Source organism: Thermostichus sp. OS-CIW-31 (assembly GCF_054060305.1).
On record NZ_JBSSDA010000003.1, the window covers coordinates 32,462 to 47,873 of the forward strand.

Sequence of the window (15,412 nt, forward strand, 5' to 3'; positions counted from 1 at the left end):
TGCGTGGGTGAAGGTGTCGATGGCGGCGGGCTTGTGCGATCCTAGAGCTGGGACTTCCCGCCTGCTTCGATACTTTTCCCATGACTGCCCTCGACTCCTCGCGCCTGCTCCAGCCCAGAACGGCCTCTGTTCACCGTCGCACTGGAGAAACGGATGTCCAAATTCATCTGAACCTGGATGGCAGCGGGCGCCATGAGATCGATACTGGGATCCCCTTTTTGGATCACATGCTGGCCCAGCTCAGCACCCACGGGTTGATCGATTTGCAGATCAAGGCCATAGGGGATCTGCACATCGACGATCACCACACCAACGAAGATGTGGGCATCACGCTGGGACAGGCTCTGGCGCAGGCTCTGCAGGATCGGCGTGGCATTCATCGCTTCGGCCATTTTTGGGCGCCTTTGGATGAAGCTTTGGTGCAGGTGGTGCTGGATTTCTCCGGGCGTCCTCACCTCAGCTATGGCCTGGAGCTGCCCACAGAGCGCATTGGCCGCTACGAAACCCAGTTGGTGCGGGAGTTTTATCAGGCGGTGGTCAACCACGCCCAGCTTACCTTGCACATTCGCCAAGCTGCCGGTCTCAACGCCCACCACATTGTCGAGGCCAGTTTTAAGGCGTTTGCCCGTGCCCTGCGCATGGCTGTAGAACGGGATCCCCGCCGACAAGAAGGGATCCCCAGTTCGAAGGGAGTACTCTAGGCATGAACTGGCCACGGAGACTGTTGGCCTTGGCTCTGGGATTGGGGACAGTTTTCTTCGGTCTGGGCCAGATGGGGGGTGCAGAGCGCTTGGGGGTGTTTCTGCCGCCTTTGTTTGATTGAGTTCTCCTTGCCCGTGGAGGATCTGGCCCAGTTTGCTCACAATGGCACGGTGAGCCGGCAGTTGGATTTTTATCTGCGGCGGCTTACGCCAGAGCAGCAGGCAGCTTTGGCAGATTTGCTCACACGCGATTTTGATCCCAGCACCTCTGCGCACTACTTTGATTCGAGACGTAAACTACCCGGCTCCGACCGCTAGGCGGTACGGAGCGGGCTTTCAGTAGCCCTGAGCCTGTTCTGCTCTACCAGAGAACAAAACAGGCCCGAACCTCTAGGCTGGTTTACGACAGTCCCCAAGAGCGCAATTACGTTTGCACCATTCAAGTCCGCATCTCCTTCCCATCCACAGTGCCCACACTTGAACGACTTACCACTGCGATAGGATTGCGCAGGGTCGGGATGGATGTGCAAACACCGGTGGCAGGTCTGCGACGTGTAGGCAGGCGGAACAAGAATCAGAGAAACCCCTGCAACCCTCGCCTTGTATTCCAGAAATTGACGTAGTTGGTAGAACGCCCAACTGTTGGCCCTGCGCCTTTCGGTTTTGCTGCGTGGCTGTTGATTGACCCTTTCCCGGATCCCTGTCAGGTCTTCCAGAGCGATAGCGCTGTTGGTAGCCTTTGCCCTGGAGACAATAGCTTTGGAGATGCGATGATTGACCCACGCCTGAAAGCGCCTCTCCTTGCCAGACAGCCGTTGCAGCAGTTGACGGCATCTGCGCCGCGAACTGCGTGTGCCCTTACTGGCTTTGCGTTGGAGTACCGCCCTCAACCGGGAGTAGTGGTCTCGGACTCTGTTCAACTGCTGTCCATTCCAGTGATCTCCTTCCGATGTATGGGCAATATCTGTCCTTCCCAAGTCCACCCCGATCACCTTGTCGGTATCTTGTTGCTTGGGTGGTTTTTTCTCTACGCAAATCTGGATGTAGTAGGAGCCATCTTTGCGCTTGACCAGGGTGGCAGCTTTTGGGTTGGAACCAGCCAGCATCCCACGCTGGTAGTTGCCAATGGCCAGTTCAAAGCGTTCTCTCCCTTCCACCGTGGTCAGCGACACCGTCCAGTCTTTTTGACGGAACGAAAAGATACGGGCGTCGTAGGTAACAAAGCCGCTCTTAAACTCCTTGACGGGACGCTTTTTCTGCTTAGCCACTTTGCGGGAACCCGCTACCCGTCTGCACACCTGTTGAGCCAAGTTACTGGACAAGCCGAACCGGGCTCGAATCTCGTAGTAGCAAAGGGATTGGAGTTTGACCGCGTTGACTACTTTTTCTGGTGTGTTTTGGTTGACCCAGTTCAATGCCTGTACAAAGGCATCCATCGTCGCGTCCAATTTGGCGGCTTGCGACGGGGACACCTTGAGCTTACAGGATATGGTCAGGACTTGGCTCATAAGTTCATTGTACTTCATCAAAGCGCATTCCTCCCGACACCGACCCTACGGGTACAGTGCGGGGCTCCTGCGATTTCTAGCTGAGCGGAGATCTCGTTTGCGCTGGCGCTGCGGAGCAATATGGCAACTCTGTTTTGGGCTTTGATCCCGGCTACCCTGCGCTCCACTACCCCTCTGTTGCTCACGGCCTTGGGGGGCATGTACTCCGAACGCAGCGGCGTGGTCAATATTGCCCTGGAGGGGATCATCTTGTTTGGGGCTTTGGCGGCGGCGGTAACCACCCAACGCCTGGAAGCTTCCCTTCTGGCCCAGACTCCAGCAGCTCAGGTGGGTTGGATCCCTTGGGTGGGTTTGTTGGCCGGCGCCTTAGGGGGGGTGGCCATTGCCTTTGTGCATGCGCTGATGTGCATCCGCTACAGAGCCGATCAAATTGTCAGCGGCACTGCCATCAACCTGTTGGCCATGAGCGTGCCTTCGCTGGTGCTGCAATCGTTCTACGGCAACACCACCAACTCTCAAGAAATTGTCAATCGGCTGCCGCTGTGGCATGGGTTTAGCCCCTTGGTGTATCTGGCCTTTCTGTTGGTGCCAATCTCCTGGTGGTTGCTGTTCAAAACACCCTGGGGCTTGCGGCTGCGAGCGGTGGGAGAGCATCCTCAGGCTGCTGCCACCATGGGGGTGGATGTCCTGGGTATGCGCTACGCGGCGGTGCTGCTCTCCGGCCTGTTGGGGGGCCTGGCGGGGGCCTACCTTTCCATTGGCTTTTTGAACCAGTTTGTCCGCAACATGTCAGCAGGAAAGGGCCTTATCGCCTTGGCAGCGATGATCTTTGGCAAGTGGCACCCCTTCGGGATCCTGGGCGCGACGCTGTTGTTTGGGGCCACCGACGCCCTGGCCATTCAACTGCAAGGGGGAGATGTGATGCCGCCCGTGTTGATCCAGGCGTTGCCCTTTGTGTTGACGATGGGGGTTCTATCGGGAGTGCTGAGCCGCACCCGCCAAACCCGCCCGCCGGCTGCCCTGGGCAAAATCTACAGCAACTGAGAAAGAGCCCAGAATTAAGATCCAAGTTGCGGGCTTGGGCAGCAGTTAGTCAGGTGATCGGGGTCGATTGCACATCCCTGGTGGGTGCGCTAGTTCTGGACGCGATTCTCGGTGTGGGCCTGTTGGCTCCCGCCTCAGCAGTCCAGATGGGGCAAAGTCTGTCCGGTAGGGATCCCCATTTAGGTTTATTCTGGACTTAGCCATCTTTCCAGAGTTGCACCTCAGCTTGTGCGGGATCCAGAGTCGAAAACGGTTTCACCCTATCGGGATTCCGGCAGTTGCCAACCCTGGAGGCTCTTGTTCCGAGCAGTCGGTAAATCTATGTTAGGGGGGGATGAAAACCATGGACATTGATCTTCGTCCGCTGATCGTTCTGTCGCCCATTGTTTTGGTGGTTGCCTGGGCTGCCTACAACATCATCAAGGCTGCCATCAAGGGGGAGGCCAAGCTCTTCGGCGAAAAAGGCAACAACCCCTTTGGCAGAGGGGGGAGCTGAACGTGCGGATCCGCTCACAGCCGGCAGGCTCAGTATGCTAGGTGAGGAGACCCAGGCAGCGGTAACCCCTTCCGAGGGAGCCCGCTCAACATCCGCCGATGTGATTGTCATCGGGGCGGGAGTGGCCGGTTTGGTGTGTGCAAGGCAACTGCTGCGGGCAGGGTTGCGGGTTCTGGTGCTGGAAAAATCGGCGGGCTTGGGCGGGCGCATGGCCACCCGTCGAGTTGAACATGCTGGACAAACGGTGCCGGTGGATCATGGAGCTCAATACCTGACCGCCGACTCGGATGGCTTTCATCGCTGGGTGAAGGAGCTGCTGGGCCTGGGGCTGCTGACGGAATGGACGCGCTCGCTGCATGTGCTGGATCGAGAAGGGCTGCGCCCGGAGGATCCCAACGATGAAAAACCGCGCTATGTCTGCCCTCAGGGCATGACGACGCTGGCCAAACACCTGGCTGCCCCGCTGTCGGTACACACCCAAACTCGTGTGGTCAGCCTCAAACCTTTGGTAACCACCTGGCAATTGAAAGCGGAGAACGGCCAATGCTACGAGGCTGCTGCCTTGGTGGCGACAATCCCGGCCCCCCAGTTGCTGCCTTTGCTCCGCGAAGGGATCCCTTCGGCTGAAAACCTGTTGCCTCTGCTGGAATCCGCCCAGTATCTACCCTGCCTTGCGGTTTTGGCGGGCTACTCTGAGCATACGCCGCCTTGGAAGGGGATCAAGTGCTTGGAGGATCCGATGTTGGCCTGGCTGGGACTGGACAGCAGCAAGCGCCTGCAGCCGCTCCCGCCTGTGGTGGTCTTGCATGGGGGGGCGGAGTGGTCATCTCTGTACTTGGAGGCCGGCCCCTCTGAGCTGGAAAAGGCCGGTCGAGAATTGCTGGCCCACGCGGCCCAACGGCTGGATCCCTGGTTGGCTTCGCCACAATGGATGCAGGTGCACCGTTGGCGCTACGCTTTGCCTTTGGAAACCACGGGATTGGCCAGCTTAAGCACCCGTGTGCCGGTTTCCGCTGCTGAGGGATTGCCTTTGGTTTGTGCCGGCGATTGGTGCGCCGGGGGTCGCATAGAGGGGGCTTGGCTCTCAGGGCAAGACGCTGCCAAAACCCTGCTTGGAATGCTTTCCGGGAAATGAGGGGATGCAGAGGGTATGCACAGGCCGACCCGGTCGGCAGGGCAAGTGCCTGACCTGGCGCAGGACAGAGATGACGGCAAGACCACTGGGAGGGTAGGCTGAGGGCCGCTGAGAATTTCCACCCTCTGGGCCGGGGAGTGTGTCAAGCTAAAGGGTGGATCCCCCGGCAGATGCTCTCCTCTCCACTCATGTCCAGAATCTGTACAATCTACCGCCGTGCGCAATTTGCCGCCAGCCATCGGTACTGGTTGCCCGAACTCTCAGAAGCCGAGAACTTAGCCCGCTTTGGCCCCAATGCCCGTTTTCCCGGCCATGGCCACAACTATGTGCTGGAGGTGGGCATGAGTGGTGAGGTGGATGACTATGGGATGGTGCTCAACCTCTCGGAGGTGAAGCAGGTGATCCGGCAGCGGGTGATTCAAGATCTCAACTTTGCTTATCTAAATCAAGCTTGGCCGGAGTTTGCCCAAACCTTGCCCACTACCGAGTTTATCGCTTACGTGATTTGGCAACGCCTGGCCGATGCCTTGCCCCTAACCAGCGTCCGTCTGTACGAAGATCCTGAGCTTTGGGCCGAATACCGAGGAGAAGCCATGCAAGCCTACTTGACTGTTGCCACCCATTTCAGCGCCGCCCACCGCTTGGCTCTGGATCACCTGAGTTTTGAAGAAAACAGCGCCATCTACGGCCTCTGTGCCCGTCCCCACGGCCACGGCCACAACTACGGCCTGGAGATCACCGTCAAGGGATCCATCGACCCGCGCACGGGGATGATCGTGGACTTGGCGGCCCTGCAGCGGCTGATCGAGGAGCAGGTGGTGAAGCCGCTGGATCACACCTTTTTGAACAAAGACATTCCCTACTTTGCCCAGGTGGTGCCTACTGCCGAAAACATCGCCCTCTACATCCAGCGGCTGCTGACTCTGCCCCTGCGGGAGCTGGGGGTGCAGTTGCATCGGGTTCGCCTGCAGGAGAGTCCCAACAACAGCAGCGAGGTCTACGGGGAGTTTCCGCTGGAAGAGCTGCTCAACTCCTCAGAAGGACAAGATGTGGCTTCTTCCGCTTCTGGCAGCCGTATTGCCATGCAGGGCTGATGCGGCCATCATGTTGGATCTGGTTAAGCTGAGCGGGCAAATTCCTGCGTTCACCCGGCACCTGCAACAGGAGTCGAAAGCCAGCCAAGAACGCCTCCGCCAAGCCTGGCAAGTTTTCGAGCGCTGGCAGCAGGAGCCGCAGGTTTGGCAGTCCCGCTGGGTGGAGTGGGGATCCCATCTGTCGTTTGTTTGCGCCAGCCCCGCCGAGCCGCCGGAAGCCTGGGGATCCCTGCCCAAGGTCGAGCCTCTGCAGGGGCGACACACGGTGGTGGCCACGGATGGATCCCAGATTTTGCCCAGTCACCACGAGATTGCCTACTGCTCGCTGATCAATGTTGGGCGCGTGGTTCTCCACTACGGCACCCAGGAGTGGCCGCTGTTGGACAGCCAGCCCCTGCTGCTGTATGGAGATGGGCCCCTTGCCCAGCAAAACCGCTCAGACTCCCCTCTCTCGGAACCGCGGGCAGAAGGGTTGCCGAGGGCCCCCCTTAACCGGCGAGACTCTCGCCCGCAGCGCGCTCCAGGTGAACGCAATCCTACCAGCGGCACGGAGTCCTCGTTGGGGCTGGAAGAGATACTGGCCTTACGACGCTCCCAAGCGGAACTGGAGGAGCTGGCTCGTTTGGCCCTGTCGGTGCCCCGTCGCCGCATCACGCTGGCGCTCTTGGATGGATCCCTAATCCCTTGGGGACTGGAGCCTCTGCCCCAGTCGGCCCGGCGCCCCTGGTTGGATCCCATTCTGGCGACCTTGGAGCAGTTGCGGGCGGCCCGCATTCCTCTCGTGGGCTACATCAGCGCCTCCCGCAGCAGCGAAACCCTCAACTACCTGCGCTTGGGGCTGTGCCCGTACCTGGGCTGTGACTGCTACCGCTACTGTCCCGGCGAGAAGTCTCCTCCCTGCCATCCCTTCGCCCCCCTGGCAGACCGCGTCTTTTGGGGATCCCTGCTGCAGCCGGGAGAGCGCAGCCCCCTTTGGCGCAGCGGCGCCAGCGTGTTGGACGCCTTCGGGGAACACCACGTCCACTGTTGTTACCTCAATGTTGGCGAGGGATCCCTGGGCCAAGCCGAAATTGCTCGCCTGGAGTTTCCCGCTTGGGTGGTCCAGGATGCGGAGTTGCTGCAGCGGGCTCTGGCAGGGGTGCTGAGCCAAGTGCACAAGGGCTTTGGCTACCCCATCGCCTTGGCGGAAGCCCATCATTTGGCGGTGGTGAGAAGCGGGGATCGGCAGCGGTTTTTTGCCTTGATCGAGCAGGAGCTGCTCCGGGCCGGCCTGCGCCACGTGGCCGTCTCCCGCAAGGAAGCCCAGAAGCGGAGTGGCATTGCCTGAACCGACGCCGGGGATCCCTGGCACCCAAGAGAAGGCTGTAGCCTATTGAGGGGATCCCCATTCAACGGCTAGGGTTGCCAAGGTGTCCCAATCCTGTCTCTGTTGCCGACATGACCGACATGATGATCCGAGCCCCTCTGCGCAGCCTCATCTCCCCCCTCACCCACGACCCCCTTTGGTACAAAGATGCAATCATCTACGAGCTGCCGGCACGGGCCTTTTTCGACAGCGACGGCGATGGCGTGGGCGACTTCCAGGGCCTGACCGAAAAGCTGGACTACTTGCAAGAACTGGGGATTACAGCCGTCTGGCTGCTGCCGTTTTTCTCCTCGCCTTTAAAAGATGACGGCTACGACGTTTCTGACTTTACCAGTGTTCACCCTGACTTGGGCACCCTAGAAGACTTCAAGATCTTTCTGGAGGCTGCCCATAAGCGGGGGATCCGCGTCATCATTGAGCTCATCCTCAACCACACTTCGGATCAGCACCCCTGGTTTCAGCGGGCCAGACGAGCTGCCCCCGGCACCCCCGAGCGGGACTTTTACGTTTGGAGCGATACCCCCGAAAAGTACAAAGAGGCCCGCATTATCTTTCAAGACTTTGAAGCCTCCAACTGGACCTGGGATTCAGCGGCCAAGGCCTACTACTGGCACCGCTTTTACTCCCACCAGCCAGATCTCAACTACGACAACCCCGCCGTACAAAAAGCCATGTTCGAGGTGGTGGACTTTTGGCTGAGCTTGGGGGTAGATGGCATGCGGCTGGACGCGGTGCCTTATCTCTACGAGCGGGAGGGCACCACCTGCGAGAGCCTACCGGAGACCCATGCCTTTCTCAAGGTTCTGCGCCGACACATTGACCAAAGGTATCCTGGCCGCATGCTGCTGGCGGAGGCCAACCAGTGGCCAGAAGATGCTGTGGCCTACTTCGGCGATGGGGACGAGTGCCACATGGAGTTCCACTTTCCCCTCATGCCACGGCTGTTTATGGCCATCCAGATGGAGGATCGCTTCCCCATCATTGACATCCTGCAACAAACCCCTCCCATTCCTGAAACCTGCCAGTGGGCCCTCTTCCTGCGCAACCACGACGAGCTCACCCTGGAGATGGTCACTGACGAGGAGCGGGACTACATGTACCAGGTGTACGCCAAGGATCCCAACGCGCGGGTGAACCTGGGGATCCGCCGCCGCTTGGCCCCCCTGCTGGGCAACAGCCGCCGCCGCATCGAGCTGATGAACAGCCTGCTGTTTTCTCTGCCCGGCACGCCGGTCATCTACTACGGGGACGAGATCGGCATGGGGGACAACATCTACCTGGGGGATCGCAACAGCGTGCGCACCCCCATGCAGTGGAGCGCCGACCGCAACGCCGGCTTTTCGCGGGCCAACCCTCAGAAGCTCTACCTGCCCATCGTCATCGACGCCGAGTACCACTACGAAGCTGTCAATGTGGAGGCGCAGCGAAACAACCCCCATTCCCTGTGGTGGACCATGAAGCGGCTCATCGCCGTGCGCAAGCGATTCCAAGCTTTTGGCCGCGGCTCCTTTGAGCTGCTCCACCCAGAAAACCGCAAGGTGCTTGCCTTTGTGCGAGCCTACCGCGGCGAGCGCATCTTGGTGGTGGCCAACCTCTCCCGCTACGCCCAGTGGGTGGGGCTGGATCTATCGCCGTGGGAAGGATTGATCCCGGTGGAGATCTTTGGCCACACCGAGTTTCCCCCTATTGGGCGACTGCCCTATTTCCTAACGCTAGGCCCCCATTCCTTTTACTGGTTTTCCCTTGAGCCCAAAACGGAGACCATCCACCTCAGCCCCAGCAAAGCGGAGGAGCAGGAACGCCTGGTCCCTCTGGTTGTTCAAAGTGGTAGTCCTCTGGTTGTTCAAAGTGGTAGTTGGGACAGTCTCTTGCAAGGGGAAAGCCAAAAGCAGCTGGAGGCAGTCTTGGCGGACTACCTCTACCGCTGTCGTTGGTTTGGCTCCCAAAACCGCCAGCTCCAGGCGATCCATATCCTGCAGGCTATCCCCTGCCGCCGAGAAGAGGAGTCCTTGCTGGGCAGCCAGATCTTGCTTCTCCAGGCCGAGTTTATCGAGGGCGATACGCAGCTCTACTCTCTCCCTGTGGGCTATGCCACCCAAGAAGCAGCCGTACACCTGCGCCTAGAGATGCCCCAGGCGGTCATCCTCCCTGTGCAAGTGGCCGGAGGGCCGGCGGGAGTAATTTTCAACGCTCTGGCTGACAAAAGCTTCTTGCTGCGGCTGCTGCAGCTAATTGCCCAGCAGGGCCGCCTGCGTCACCGTCAGGGAGAGCTCTGGGCCACTAGCTTTGCTGCCCTTGAGCATGACCTGGAACCCCGCCTCCTCAAGGCGGAGCAGAGCTACACCTCCGTTGTCTATGGCAACCACTACCTCCTCAAGCTCTACCACCGGGTGGCCGAGGGGGTAAACCCAGAGCTGGAGATAGGCCGCTACCTGCTGGAGCACCATCCCCAGGTGCGCGTGCCACGGCTGCTGGGATCCCTGGAGTATCGCCGTCGTCGCGGGGCCCGTGGGTTTGATCCCGCCGATCAGCCCATTACCCTGGCCATTTTGCAGGAGTACATCCCCAACGAGGGAGATGCCTGGCACTACACCCTGGACAGCCTGGGGCAATTTTTTGAGGCGGTGCTGGTTCACTACCAAGAGGTGGATCCCGTGCCCGTGCCGCAGGGATCCTTCTTGGAGCTTTCCCAACAGCCCTTGCCGGAGCTGGCCTACGCCACCATCGGCAGCTACCTAGAATCGGTGCGGATCTTGGCCAAGCGCACCGCCGAGCTGCACATCGCCCTGGCTGCCGCTCGCGTCAGCGGGACGGAGTCCTTTACGGAGAACAAAGACTTTGCCCCAGAGCCTTTCTCCAGCCTGTACCAGCGCTCCGTTTACCAGTCCATGCGCAACTTGGTGGGGCAGGTGTTTCCGCTGCTGTTCGCGTCAGCGGGACGGAGTCCTTATAAGCAGCTCCCCAAGCTGCCGGAAGCAGAGGCCAACTTGGCTCGGGCTGTTTGCGACCAAGAAGGGGAAATCATGAGCCGCTTCCGCCTGATCCTGGAGCGGAAGATCACCGCCCTGCGTACCCGCTGCCACGGGGATTATCACCTGGGCCAGGTGCTGTTTACCGGCAAAGACTTTGTCATCATCGACTTTGAAGGGGAGCCGGCCCGCTCTTTGGGCGAACGGCGTCTCAAGCGTTGCCCCTTACGGGATGTGGCGGGGATGCTGCGATCCTTCCACTATGCTGTCCACACAGCTTTGCGCCAGCAACTGGAGAGCGGCTTGGTCTGCGCCGACCACTGCCCCGACATGATGCGGTGGGCCCAGTTTTGGCACCGCTGGGTCTGCGCGGGCTTTTTGGCCGAATATCTGCAGGTGGCTTCCCAAGCGGCTTTTTTGCCCCGCAGCCTGCAAGAGATAGAGGTGTTGTTGGACGCCTATCTGCTGGAAAAAGCCATTTACGAGCTGGGCTATGAGTTGAACCACCGCCCCGAGTGGGTGGAGATTCCCCTGCGCGGGATCCTGCAGTTGCTGGGCATTTCCACCAAGGTTTAGGGGATCCTGTCGGCAGGCCATTTGGGGTGAGCGACTGGGGGACAAGCATGTGTGGACGGTTTAGCCTGGGAGTGGCGCCAGAAGTGCTGAGGCAGCATTTTGGCTTGCCGGCGGCAGCCCAAGAAAGGGCAGCTGTCCCCCGGTATAACATCGCTCCTTCTCAGCCGGTGCTGGCGGTGGTGGCGGGATCCCTTCAGCGCGAGGCAACCCATTTTCGCTGGGGCTTGATCCCCGCTTGGAGCCGAGCTCCTCAGGCCGGGTTGATCAATGCTCGTTCTGAAACGGTGGCCGAGAAGCCTTCTTTCCGCGAAGCTTTCCGCCGTCGTCGCTGCCTGATCCCGGCAGATGGCTTCTACGAGTGGGCCGACCAGGGTACAGGCAAGAAGGGCAGACAACCCTACTGGTTTCACCTGCTGGATCGACCGGTATTTGCCTTTGCCGGGATTTGGGAACGCTGGCGCAGCCCAGAGGGAGTGGAGGTGGAAACCTGTGCCATCCTCAACACCGCTGCCAACCGCCTGATGCGGCTTTTTCACGAGCGGATGCCCGTGATTTTGACGGAAAACGACTACGACCTTTGGCTGGATCCCCAGGTGCAGGATCCCAAGCTGCTTTTGCCCTTGCTCCGCCCCTACCCAGCAGAAGCCATGGTGGCTTATCCGGTCAGCACCTATGTGAACAACCCCCGCCACGAGGATCCCGCTTGCCGTGCTCCTATCGGAGAAGCAGTGCAGGGATCCAGCCTCAGCGAGCCCGCTGGTAGCGCATCCCCGGCAGTTGTACCAGCCAGCCTTCCAATTCCATAAGCAGCAGGGTACTGGAAAGGGTGGCAATATCCATCTGGCTAGCCTGGGCCAGGGCATCGAGGCTGAGGATGCCCTCCCCTAGCAGCTGCCAGAGCAGTTGCTGTTGGGGATCGCTGGGGCCAGTGGACGAGGGCTGCTTTAGCACAGGGGATCCCTGGAGGAGGCCCAAGTCTTTCAACAGCTCCTCGATCCCCAGGATCATGCCGGCGCCACTGCGGATGAGGTGGAGACAGCCACGGGCCGCCGCCGTGTCGATATTCCCCGGCAACGCATACACTTCCCGACCGTAGTGGTTGGCCAGGTGAGCAGTAATTAGCGCTCCCGAGGTTTCCGGAGCCTCCATCACCAAAGTGGCGCGGCAGAGGCCGGCAATGATGCGGTTGCGCTGGGGAAAATGCTCCTTGGCCGGTGGCGTGCCGGGGGGATATTCGCTGAGGATGGCCCCTTGGGCCAGGATGCGCCGGTAGAGAGCTTGATGGTGAGCTGGGTAAACTTTGTCCACCCCCGTTCCCACCACGGCCACCGTCTTGCCGCCGGCATCCAGACAGGCCTGGTGGGCAATGCCGTCGATCCCCGTTGCCAGCCCCGAGACCACCACACAGCCAGCTTCCGCCAGGGCAGCGCTGACTTTCTGGGTCCACTGTCGACCGTAGGCCGTAGGGGCGCGGGTGCCGACGATGGCAATAGCCGGCTGTTGCCAATTGGGACATTCTCCTAGGGCATAGAGAATGGGCGGGGGATCTGGCACCTCCCACAGCAGCGGTGGATAGTCCGGATCTGCAGGCGTGAGAAAGGGGATCCCCGCTTTGAGGGTTTCCTCCAGGATCTGCTCGGGATCAAGGCCAGGACGGGCAGAGACAATAGCCTGGGCCAGGGTGGGGCCAATGCCTTCCACCTGCCGCAGGGCCGGGGCATCCGCTTGCCAAGCCCGCTCCAGGGATCCAAAAAACTCCGCCAGCCGCTTGAGCCGGTGGGGGCCAATCCCTTTGATGCGGGCCCAAGCTAGCCAGTAGGGCCGCTCCCGTTCTTCATGGCCTGGCCCACGGGAAGGCTCCCTCTTGCCAACAGGATCTGAAGGGGAAAGGGGAAAAGACAATTTAGCTCTGCGCAGTAGTGGCTGTATCTTAAATGATTGGCAAAAGGAACGCTTGGCAAAAAAGCAGGAGATGGGTAGATGTCAGGGTTGGATCCCGCCGGTAACCTTCAAGGATCAAGGCAGCTGCGGTTTGGGCGGATGCGCCAAGCTTGGGTGTGGGGGGCCTATCCCCTGCTGTGGCTGTTGACCTGGGTGGGATCCCGCTCGGCCCAGCCCCAGTTTTTGGGGATCCCTGCTTGGTACTGGGGGGCAGGGCTGGCCGTGCTGCTGCTGGTGCCCTTGAATCTTTACATTGTGCGCGTTTGCTGGCCTGGAGATGACTGACAGCATTTTAAGTTTGGGTGTGGTGGGGGTGTACTTGCTGCTGCTGGCAGCCATCGGCTTCTGGAGCTATCGCCACAGCGGCCAGGATCCGGTGAGCTATTTTTTGGCAGGGCGGGGGTTGGGATCCCTGGCTCTAACCTTGACGACGCTGGCGACGCTGCTCAGTGCCTTTACCTTCATTGGGGTGCCAGCGGATGCCTATACCCACGGCCTAGGGATCTTCCTGGGGGTGGGAGTGACCACCGCCTTCATTTCGGGGCTGTTTTTGTGGGTGGGCTACCGGGTATGGCTAGCAGCCCAACACTTTGGCTTCATCACCCCTTCCGAGTTTTTCGGCCACCGCTTCAACAGCCCTCTTTTGGCTCTACTCTACTGCCTTAGCGCCCTGACGTTTACCGCCCCCTACATCAGCATCCAGATCATTGGCGGAGCCCGCACCCTGGCGGCTGTCTTGGGGGAGGGGATCCCCTACTGGCCCTTGGCGGTGGTGGTGGCGCTGGTGATCTTGGGGTATGTGCTCTTTGGCGGATCCCAGGCGGTGGTCTGGACGGACGTGGTGCAGGGGATCATCTTGATTCTGGGGATGGGGGTGGCCTTTGTTGCAGTGGCTTTCTCCCTAGGGAGAGAAGCGGGTAGCGAACTGGATCCCTGGCTGAGCTTGCCCGGCCCCCAAGGACGCTGGAGCTGGCAAGGGTTACTCGGCAATCAACTGCTGTTTTTCATGGCCACGCCCCTTTTCCCACAATTTTTCCAGCGCTTTTACATGGCCAGGAGTGCTCATCCCTTCAAGACCCTGATGGTAGTCTGGCCGCTGCTGATTCTGCTGGTCTTTTTCCCGGCAGCTCTTCTTGGGGTTTGGGGCCGCCTGGCTTTTCCCGGCCTGGAGAAAACGGATCAGATTATGCCCCTGATGTTGCAAACCCTGCCCAGCGGCGTAGCAGCGGTGGTGATTACGGCGGCCCTGGCTGCTCTCATGTCTACAGCTGACTCCCAGCTTCTCACCGCCAGCTCCCTAGTGACGCGGGATCTGGTGGTTACCTTCTTCAGGCGCCAGCTTTCCCCCCACCAAGAAGAGTTGCTAGGCCGCTGGGTGGTGCTGGGGATCGGCCTAGCTTCCTTTGTGATTGCTCTTAACCCGCCGGGGCTGATTGTGGAGATCGCCACCTGGAGCTTTCAGGGAAATGCCATGCTGTTCCCAATCCTGATAGCCGGTCTGTACTGGAAGCGGGCTACCCGCGCTGGGGCTGTAGCCGGGGCCCTCGTCTCCAGTGGCCTGACTTTAGGTTGGCTGTCGGGTCTGTTGCCGCGGGCTTGGACAGGGGGCTGGTTACCCGTAATCCCGGCAGTGGTGATCGGCAGTGGGGTGTTAATTGGCGTAAGCTTGCTTACCCAGCCGCCCAAGGAGCAGGTGACCGCCTACTACGAGGAAGGGCCTTGGGGAGAGTAGGTTATTCTTTATCGATCAGCTCAATCAACGCTTTTCCAGGTCTGCCGGTAGCCAGCCAGCTTGAGCCAGGCCGTTGAGAAATGCGAAAGTCCCTCCTAGAAAAAGCAAGCCCATCAGCCCGGCCAAGGGGTTGCCGCCGATCCCGGTCAGCCACTCGGGCACCCTGCCGGTGTAGTCTATCCAGGCCAGATTGTTGACCCAGGCCATGCCCCATACCCAACCCGCGTGCAGCCCTAGGCTAAGGCCCAGCTTGTTTTGGTTCCAGACCCTCGCCTGCACCAGCAGCAGTCCCATTAGCCACAGCCCCGGCAATTGCGGCCAAGTGGCCAGAATTTCCGGCCAAGGCTTGAGGAAATGGGCCACAGCAAAGAGGAAGCTGGATCCCCACTGCGCCCCGGCGCGGCCGTAATCTAGCGCCATCTCCTGCAGCAGCCAGCCGCGAAAAAACAGCTCCTCCGCCAGCGCCACCCCCAAGCCCAAAAGCAACCCCAGCAACCCATAGACCAGCAGGGATCCCCCTCCTACCGCCCTCCAACTCAGCCAACCCAGGGATCCCTCCAGGCCAAACAGCAGGAAAAGCCCGCCCACACCTATCCCCAGGCCCCAGAGGATCCCGCCTCGGCAAGGCCAACTGCCATCCAGTCCATAGGCGGCAAACCCGGATCCCCACAGCCCCAGCCAGACCAGCAGCAAGGCATACAGGGGCAGCCACAGGTAGGCTCGCGCTTCCGGAAAAAACCACCCCCCCAGCCCGACCCACGGCAGCCAGGCTAGGAGGGGGATCCCCAAAAACAGCAACAGCCGCAGCGGCAAGGGCAAAGCCTTGAGTTTTGCAATCAGCAGGCCCACC

At 60.3% G+C, this 15,412-nt stretch carries 14 protein-coding genes; 11 read left to right on the top strand and 3 right to left on the bottom strand.

Going from position 1 to position 15,412, the window contains the following annotated elements; genetic code table 11:
• Window positions 1–80 precede the first annotated feature (80 nt).
• Entirely contained in the window at window positions 81–701 is a 621-nt protein-coding gene (hisB, locus tag ACVWY9_RS02730; RefSeq protein ID WP_011432314.1) for an imidazoleglycerol-phosphate dehydratase HisB, read from the top strand.
• 114 nt (window positions 702–815) lie between these two features.
• On the top strand, window positions 816–1,019 hold the full coding sequence (locus tag ACVWY9_RS02735; protein ID WP_457387431.1) for an alpha/beta hydrolase: 204 nt from the start codon (window positions 816–818) through the stop codon (window positions 1,017–1,019).
• Here the strand turns inward: ACVWY9_RS02735 and ACVWY9_RS02740 are convergent.
• Complete coding sequence (locus ACVWY9_RS02740; protein ID WP_457387517.1) at window positions 1,016–2,209, bottom strand: RNA-guided endonuclease InsQ/TnpB family protein; 1,194 nt, start codon at window positions 2,207–2,209, stop codon at window positions 1,016–1,018. The two genes, ACVWY9_RS02735 and ACVWY9_RS02740, sit on opposite strands and share 4 nt — an antisense overlap.
• Window positions 2,210–2,329: 120 nt before the next feature.
• Here ACVWY9_RS02740 and ACVWY9_RS02745 point away from each other — a divergent pair, with 120 nt between their 5' ends.
• The 7 genes from ACVWY9_RS02745 (at window position 2,330) to ACVWY9_RS02775 (ending at window position 11,695) form a co-directional block, all read left to right on the top strand.
• Window positions 2,330–3,253: an ABC transporter permease gene (locus ACVWY9_RS02745; protein ID WP_457387432.1), complete on the top strand. Its 924-nt coding sequence runs from the start codon at window positions 2,330–2,332 to the stop codon at window positions 3,251–3,253.
• A 343-nt stretch (window positions 3,254–3,596) separates the two neighbouring features.
• Complete coding sequence (locus tag ACVWY9_RS02750) at window positions 3,597–3,749, top strand: photosystem II protein Y (RefSeq protein WP_457387433.1); 153 nt, start codon at window positions 3,597–3,599, stop codon at window positions 3,747–3,749.
• A gap of 34 nt (window positions 3,750–3,783) precedes the next feature.
• The gene (locus tag ACVWY9_RS02755) at window positions 3,784–4,884 is read left to right on the top strand and encodes an NAD(P)/FAD-dependent oxidoreductase (protein WP_457387434.1); all 1,101 of its coding nucleotides are present in this window, start codon (window positions 3,784–3,786) and stop codon (window positions 4,882–4,884) included.
• 188 nt (window positions 4,885–5,072) lie between these two features.
• Window positions 5,073–5,978, top strand: coding sequence for a 6-carboxytetrahydropterin synthase (locus ACVWY9_RS02760; protein ID WP_011432318.1), 906 nt, complete (start codon window positions 5,073–5,075; stop codon window positions 5,976–5,978).
• Window positions 5,979–5,988: 10 nt separating this feature from the next.
• Complete coding sequence (locus ACVWY9_RS02765) at window positions 5,989–7,305, top strand: DNA double-strand break repair nuclease NurA (protein WP_414424440.1); 1,317 nt, start codon at window positions 5,989–5,991, stop codon at window positions 7,303–7,305.
• 122 nt (window positions 7,306–7,427) lie between these two features.
• Window positions 7,428–10,889 carry a maltose alpha-D-glucosyltransferase gene (treS, locus tag ACVWY9_RS02770; protein ID WP_457387518.1) on the top strand — a complete coding sequence of 1,154 codons (3,462 nt, stop codon included), beginning with the start codon at window positions 7,428–7,430 and terminating at the stop codon, window positions 10,887–10,889.
• A 47-nt stretch (window positions 10,890–10,936) separates the two neighbouring features.
• Window positions 10,937–11,695: an SOS response-associated peptidase gene (locus ACVWY9_RS02775; RefSeq protein ID WP_457387435.1), complete on the top strand. Its 759-nt coding sequence runs from the start codon at window positions 10,937–10,939 to the stop codon at window positions 11,693–11,695.
• Here the strand turns inward: ACVWY9_RS02775 and dprA are convergent.
• Complete coding sequence (gene dprA / locus ACVWY9_RS02780; protein ID WP_414388401.1) at window positions 11,634–12,791, bottom strand: DNA-processing protein DprA; 1,158 nt, start codon at window positions 12,789–12,791, stop codon at window positions 11,634–11,636. The genes ACVWY9_RS02775 and dprA overlap by 62 nt on opposite strands.
• Before the next feature lie 138 nt (window positions 12,792–12,929).
• Between dprA and ACVWY9_RS02785 the strand changes: the two genes are divergently transcribed.
• A complete protein-coding gene (locus ACVWY9_RS02785; RefSeq protein WP_457387436.1) occupies window positions 12,930–13,115 on the top strand; it encodes a hypothetical protein in 186 nt (61 codons plus the stop codon).
• Window positions 13,108–14,562 carry a sodium:solute symporter family protein gene (locus tag ACVWY9_RS02790; RefSeq protein ID WP_457387437.1) on the top strand — a complete coding sequence of 485 codons (1,455 nt, stop codon included), beginning with the start codon at window positions 13,108–13,110 and terminating at the stop codon, window positions 14,560–14,562. The genes ACVWY9_RS02785 and ACVWY9_RS02790 overlap by 8 nt, the downstream gene beginning before the upstream one ends.
• A 24-nt stretch (window positions 14,563–14,586) precedes the next feature.
• Here the strand turns inward: ACVWY9_RS02790 and ACVWY9_RS02795 are convergent, their stop codons facing one another.
• Window positions 14,587–15,411: a CPBP family intramembrane glutamic endopeptidase gene (locus tag ACVWY9_RS02795; RefSeq protein WP_457387438.1), complete on the bottom strand. Its 825-nt coding sequence runs from the start codon at window positions 15,409–15,411 to the stop codon at window positions 14,587–14,589.
• Window position 15,412: the final 1 nt, after the last annotated feature.

Bases quoted from the DNA above. Each gene is read 5' to 3' on its own strand.
- hisB (WP_011432314.1), top strand. From the start codon at position 81: ATGACTGCCCTCGACTCCTCGCGCCTGCTCCAGCCCAGAACGGCCTCT.
- ACVWY9_RS02740 (WP_457387517.1), bottom strand. From the start codon at position 2,209: ATGAGCCAAGTCCTGACCATATCCTGTAAGCTCAAGGTGTCCCCGTCG.
- ACVWY9_RS02745 (WP_457387432.1), top strand. From the start codon at position 2,330: ATGGCAACTCTGTTTTGGGCTTTGATCCCGGCTACCCTGCGCTCCACT.
- ACVWY9_RS02750 (WP_457387433.1), top strand. From the start codon at position 3,597: ATGGACATTGATCTTCGTCCGCTGATCGTTCTGTCGCCCATTGTTTTG.
- ACVWY9_RS02755 (WP_457387434.1), top strand. From the start codon at position 3,784: ATGCTAGGTGAGGAGACCCAGGCAGCGGTAACCCCTTCCGAGGGAGCC.
- ACVWY9_RS02760 (WP_011432318.1), top strand. From the start codon at position 5,073: ATGTCCAGAATCTGTACAATCTACCGCCGTGCGCAATTTGCCGCCAGC.
- ACVWY9_RS02765 (WP_414424440.1), top strand. From the start codon at position 5,989: ATGTTGGATCTGGTTAAGCTGAGCGGGCAAATTCCTGCGTTCACCCGG.
- treS (WP_457387518.1), top strand. From the start codon at position 7,428: ATGATCCGAGCCCCTCTGCGCAGCCTCATCTCCCCCCTCACCCACGAC.
- ACVWY9_RS02775 (WP_457387435.1), top strand. From the start codon at position 10,937: ATGTGTGGACGGTTTAGCCTGGGAGTGGCGCCAGAAGTGCTGAGGCAG.
- ACVWY9_RS02785 (WP_457387436.1), top strand. From the start codon at position 12,930: ATGCGCCAAGCTTGGGTGTGGGGGGCCTATCCCCTGCTGTGGCTGTTG.
- ACVWY9_RS02790 (WP_457387437.1), top strand. From the start codon at position 13,108: ATGACTGACAGCATTTTAAGTTTGGGTGTGGTGGGGGTGTACTTGCTG.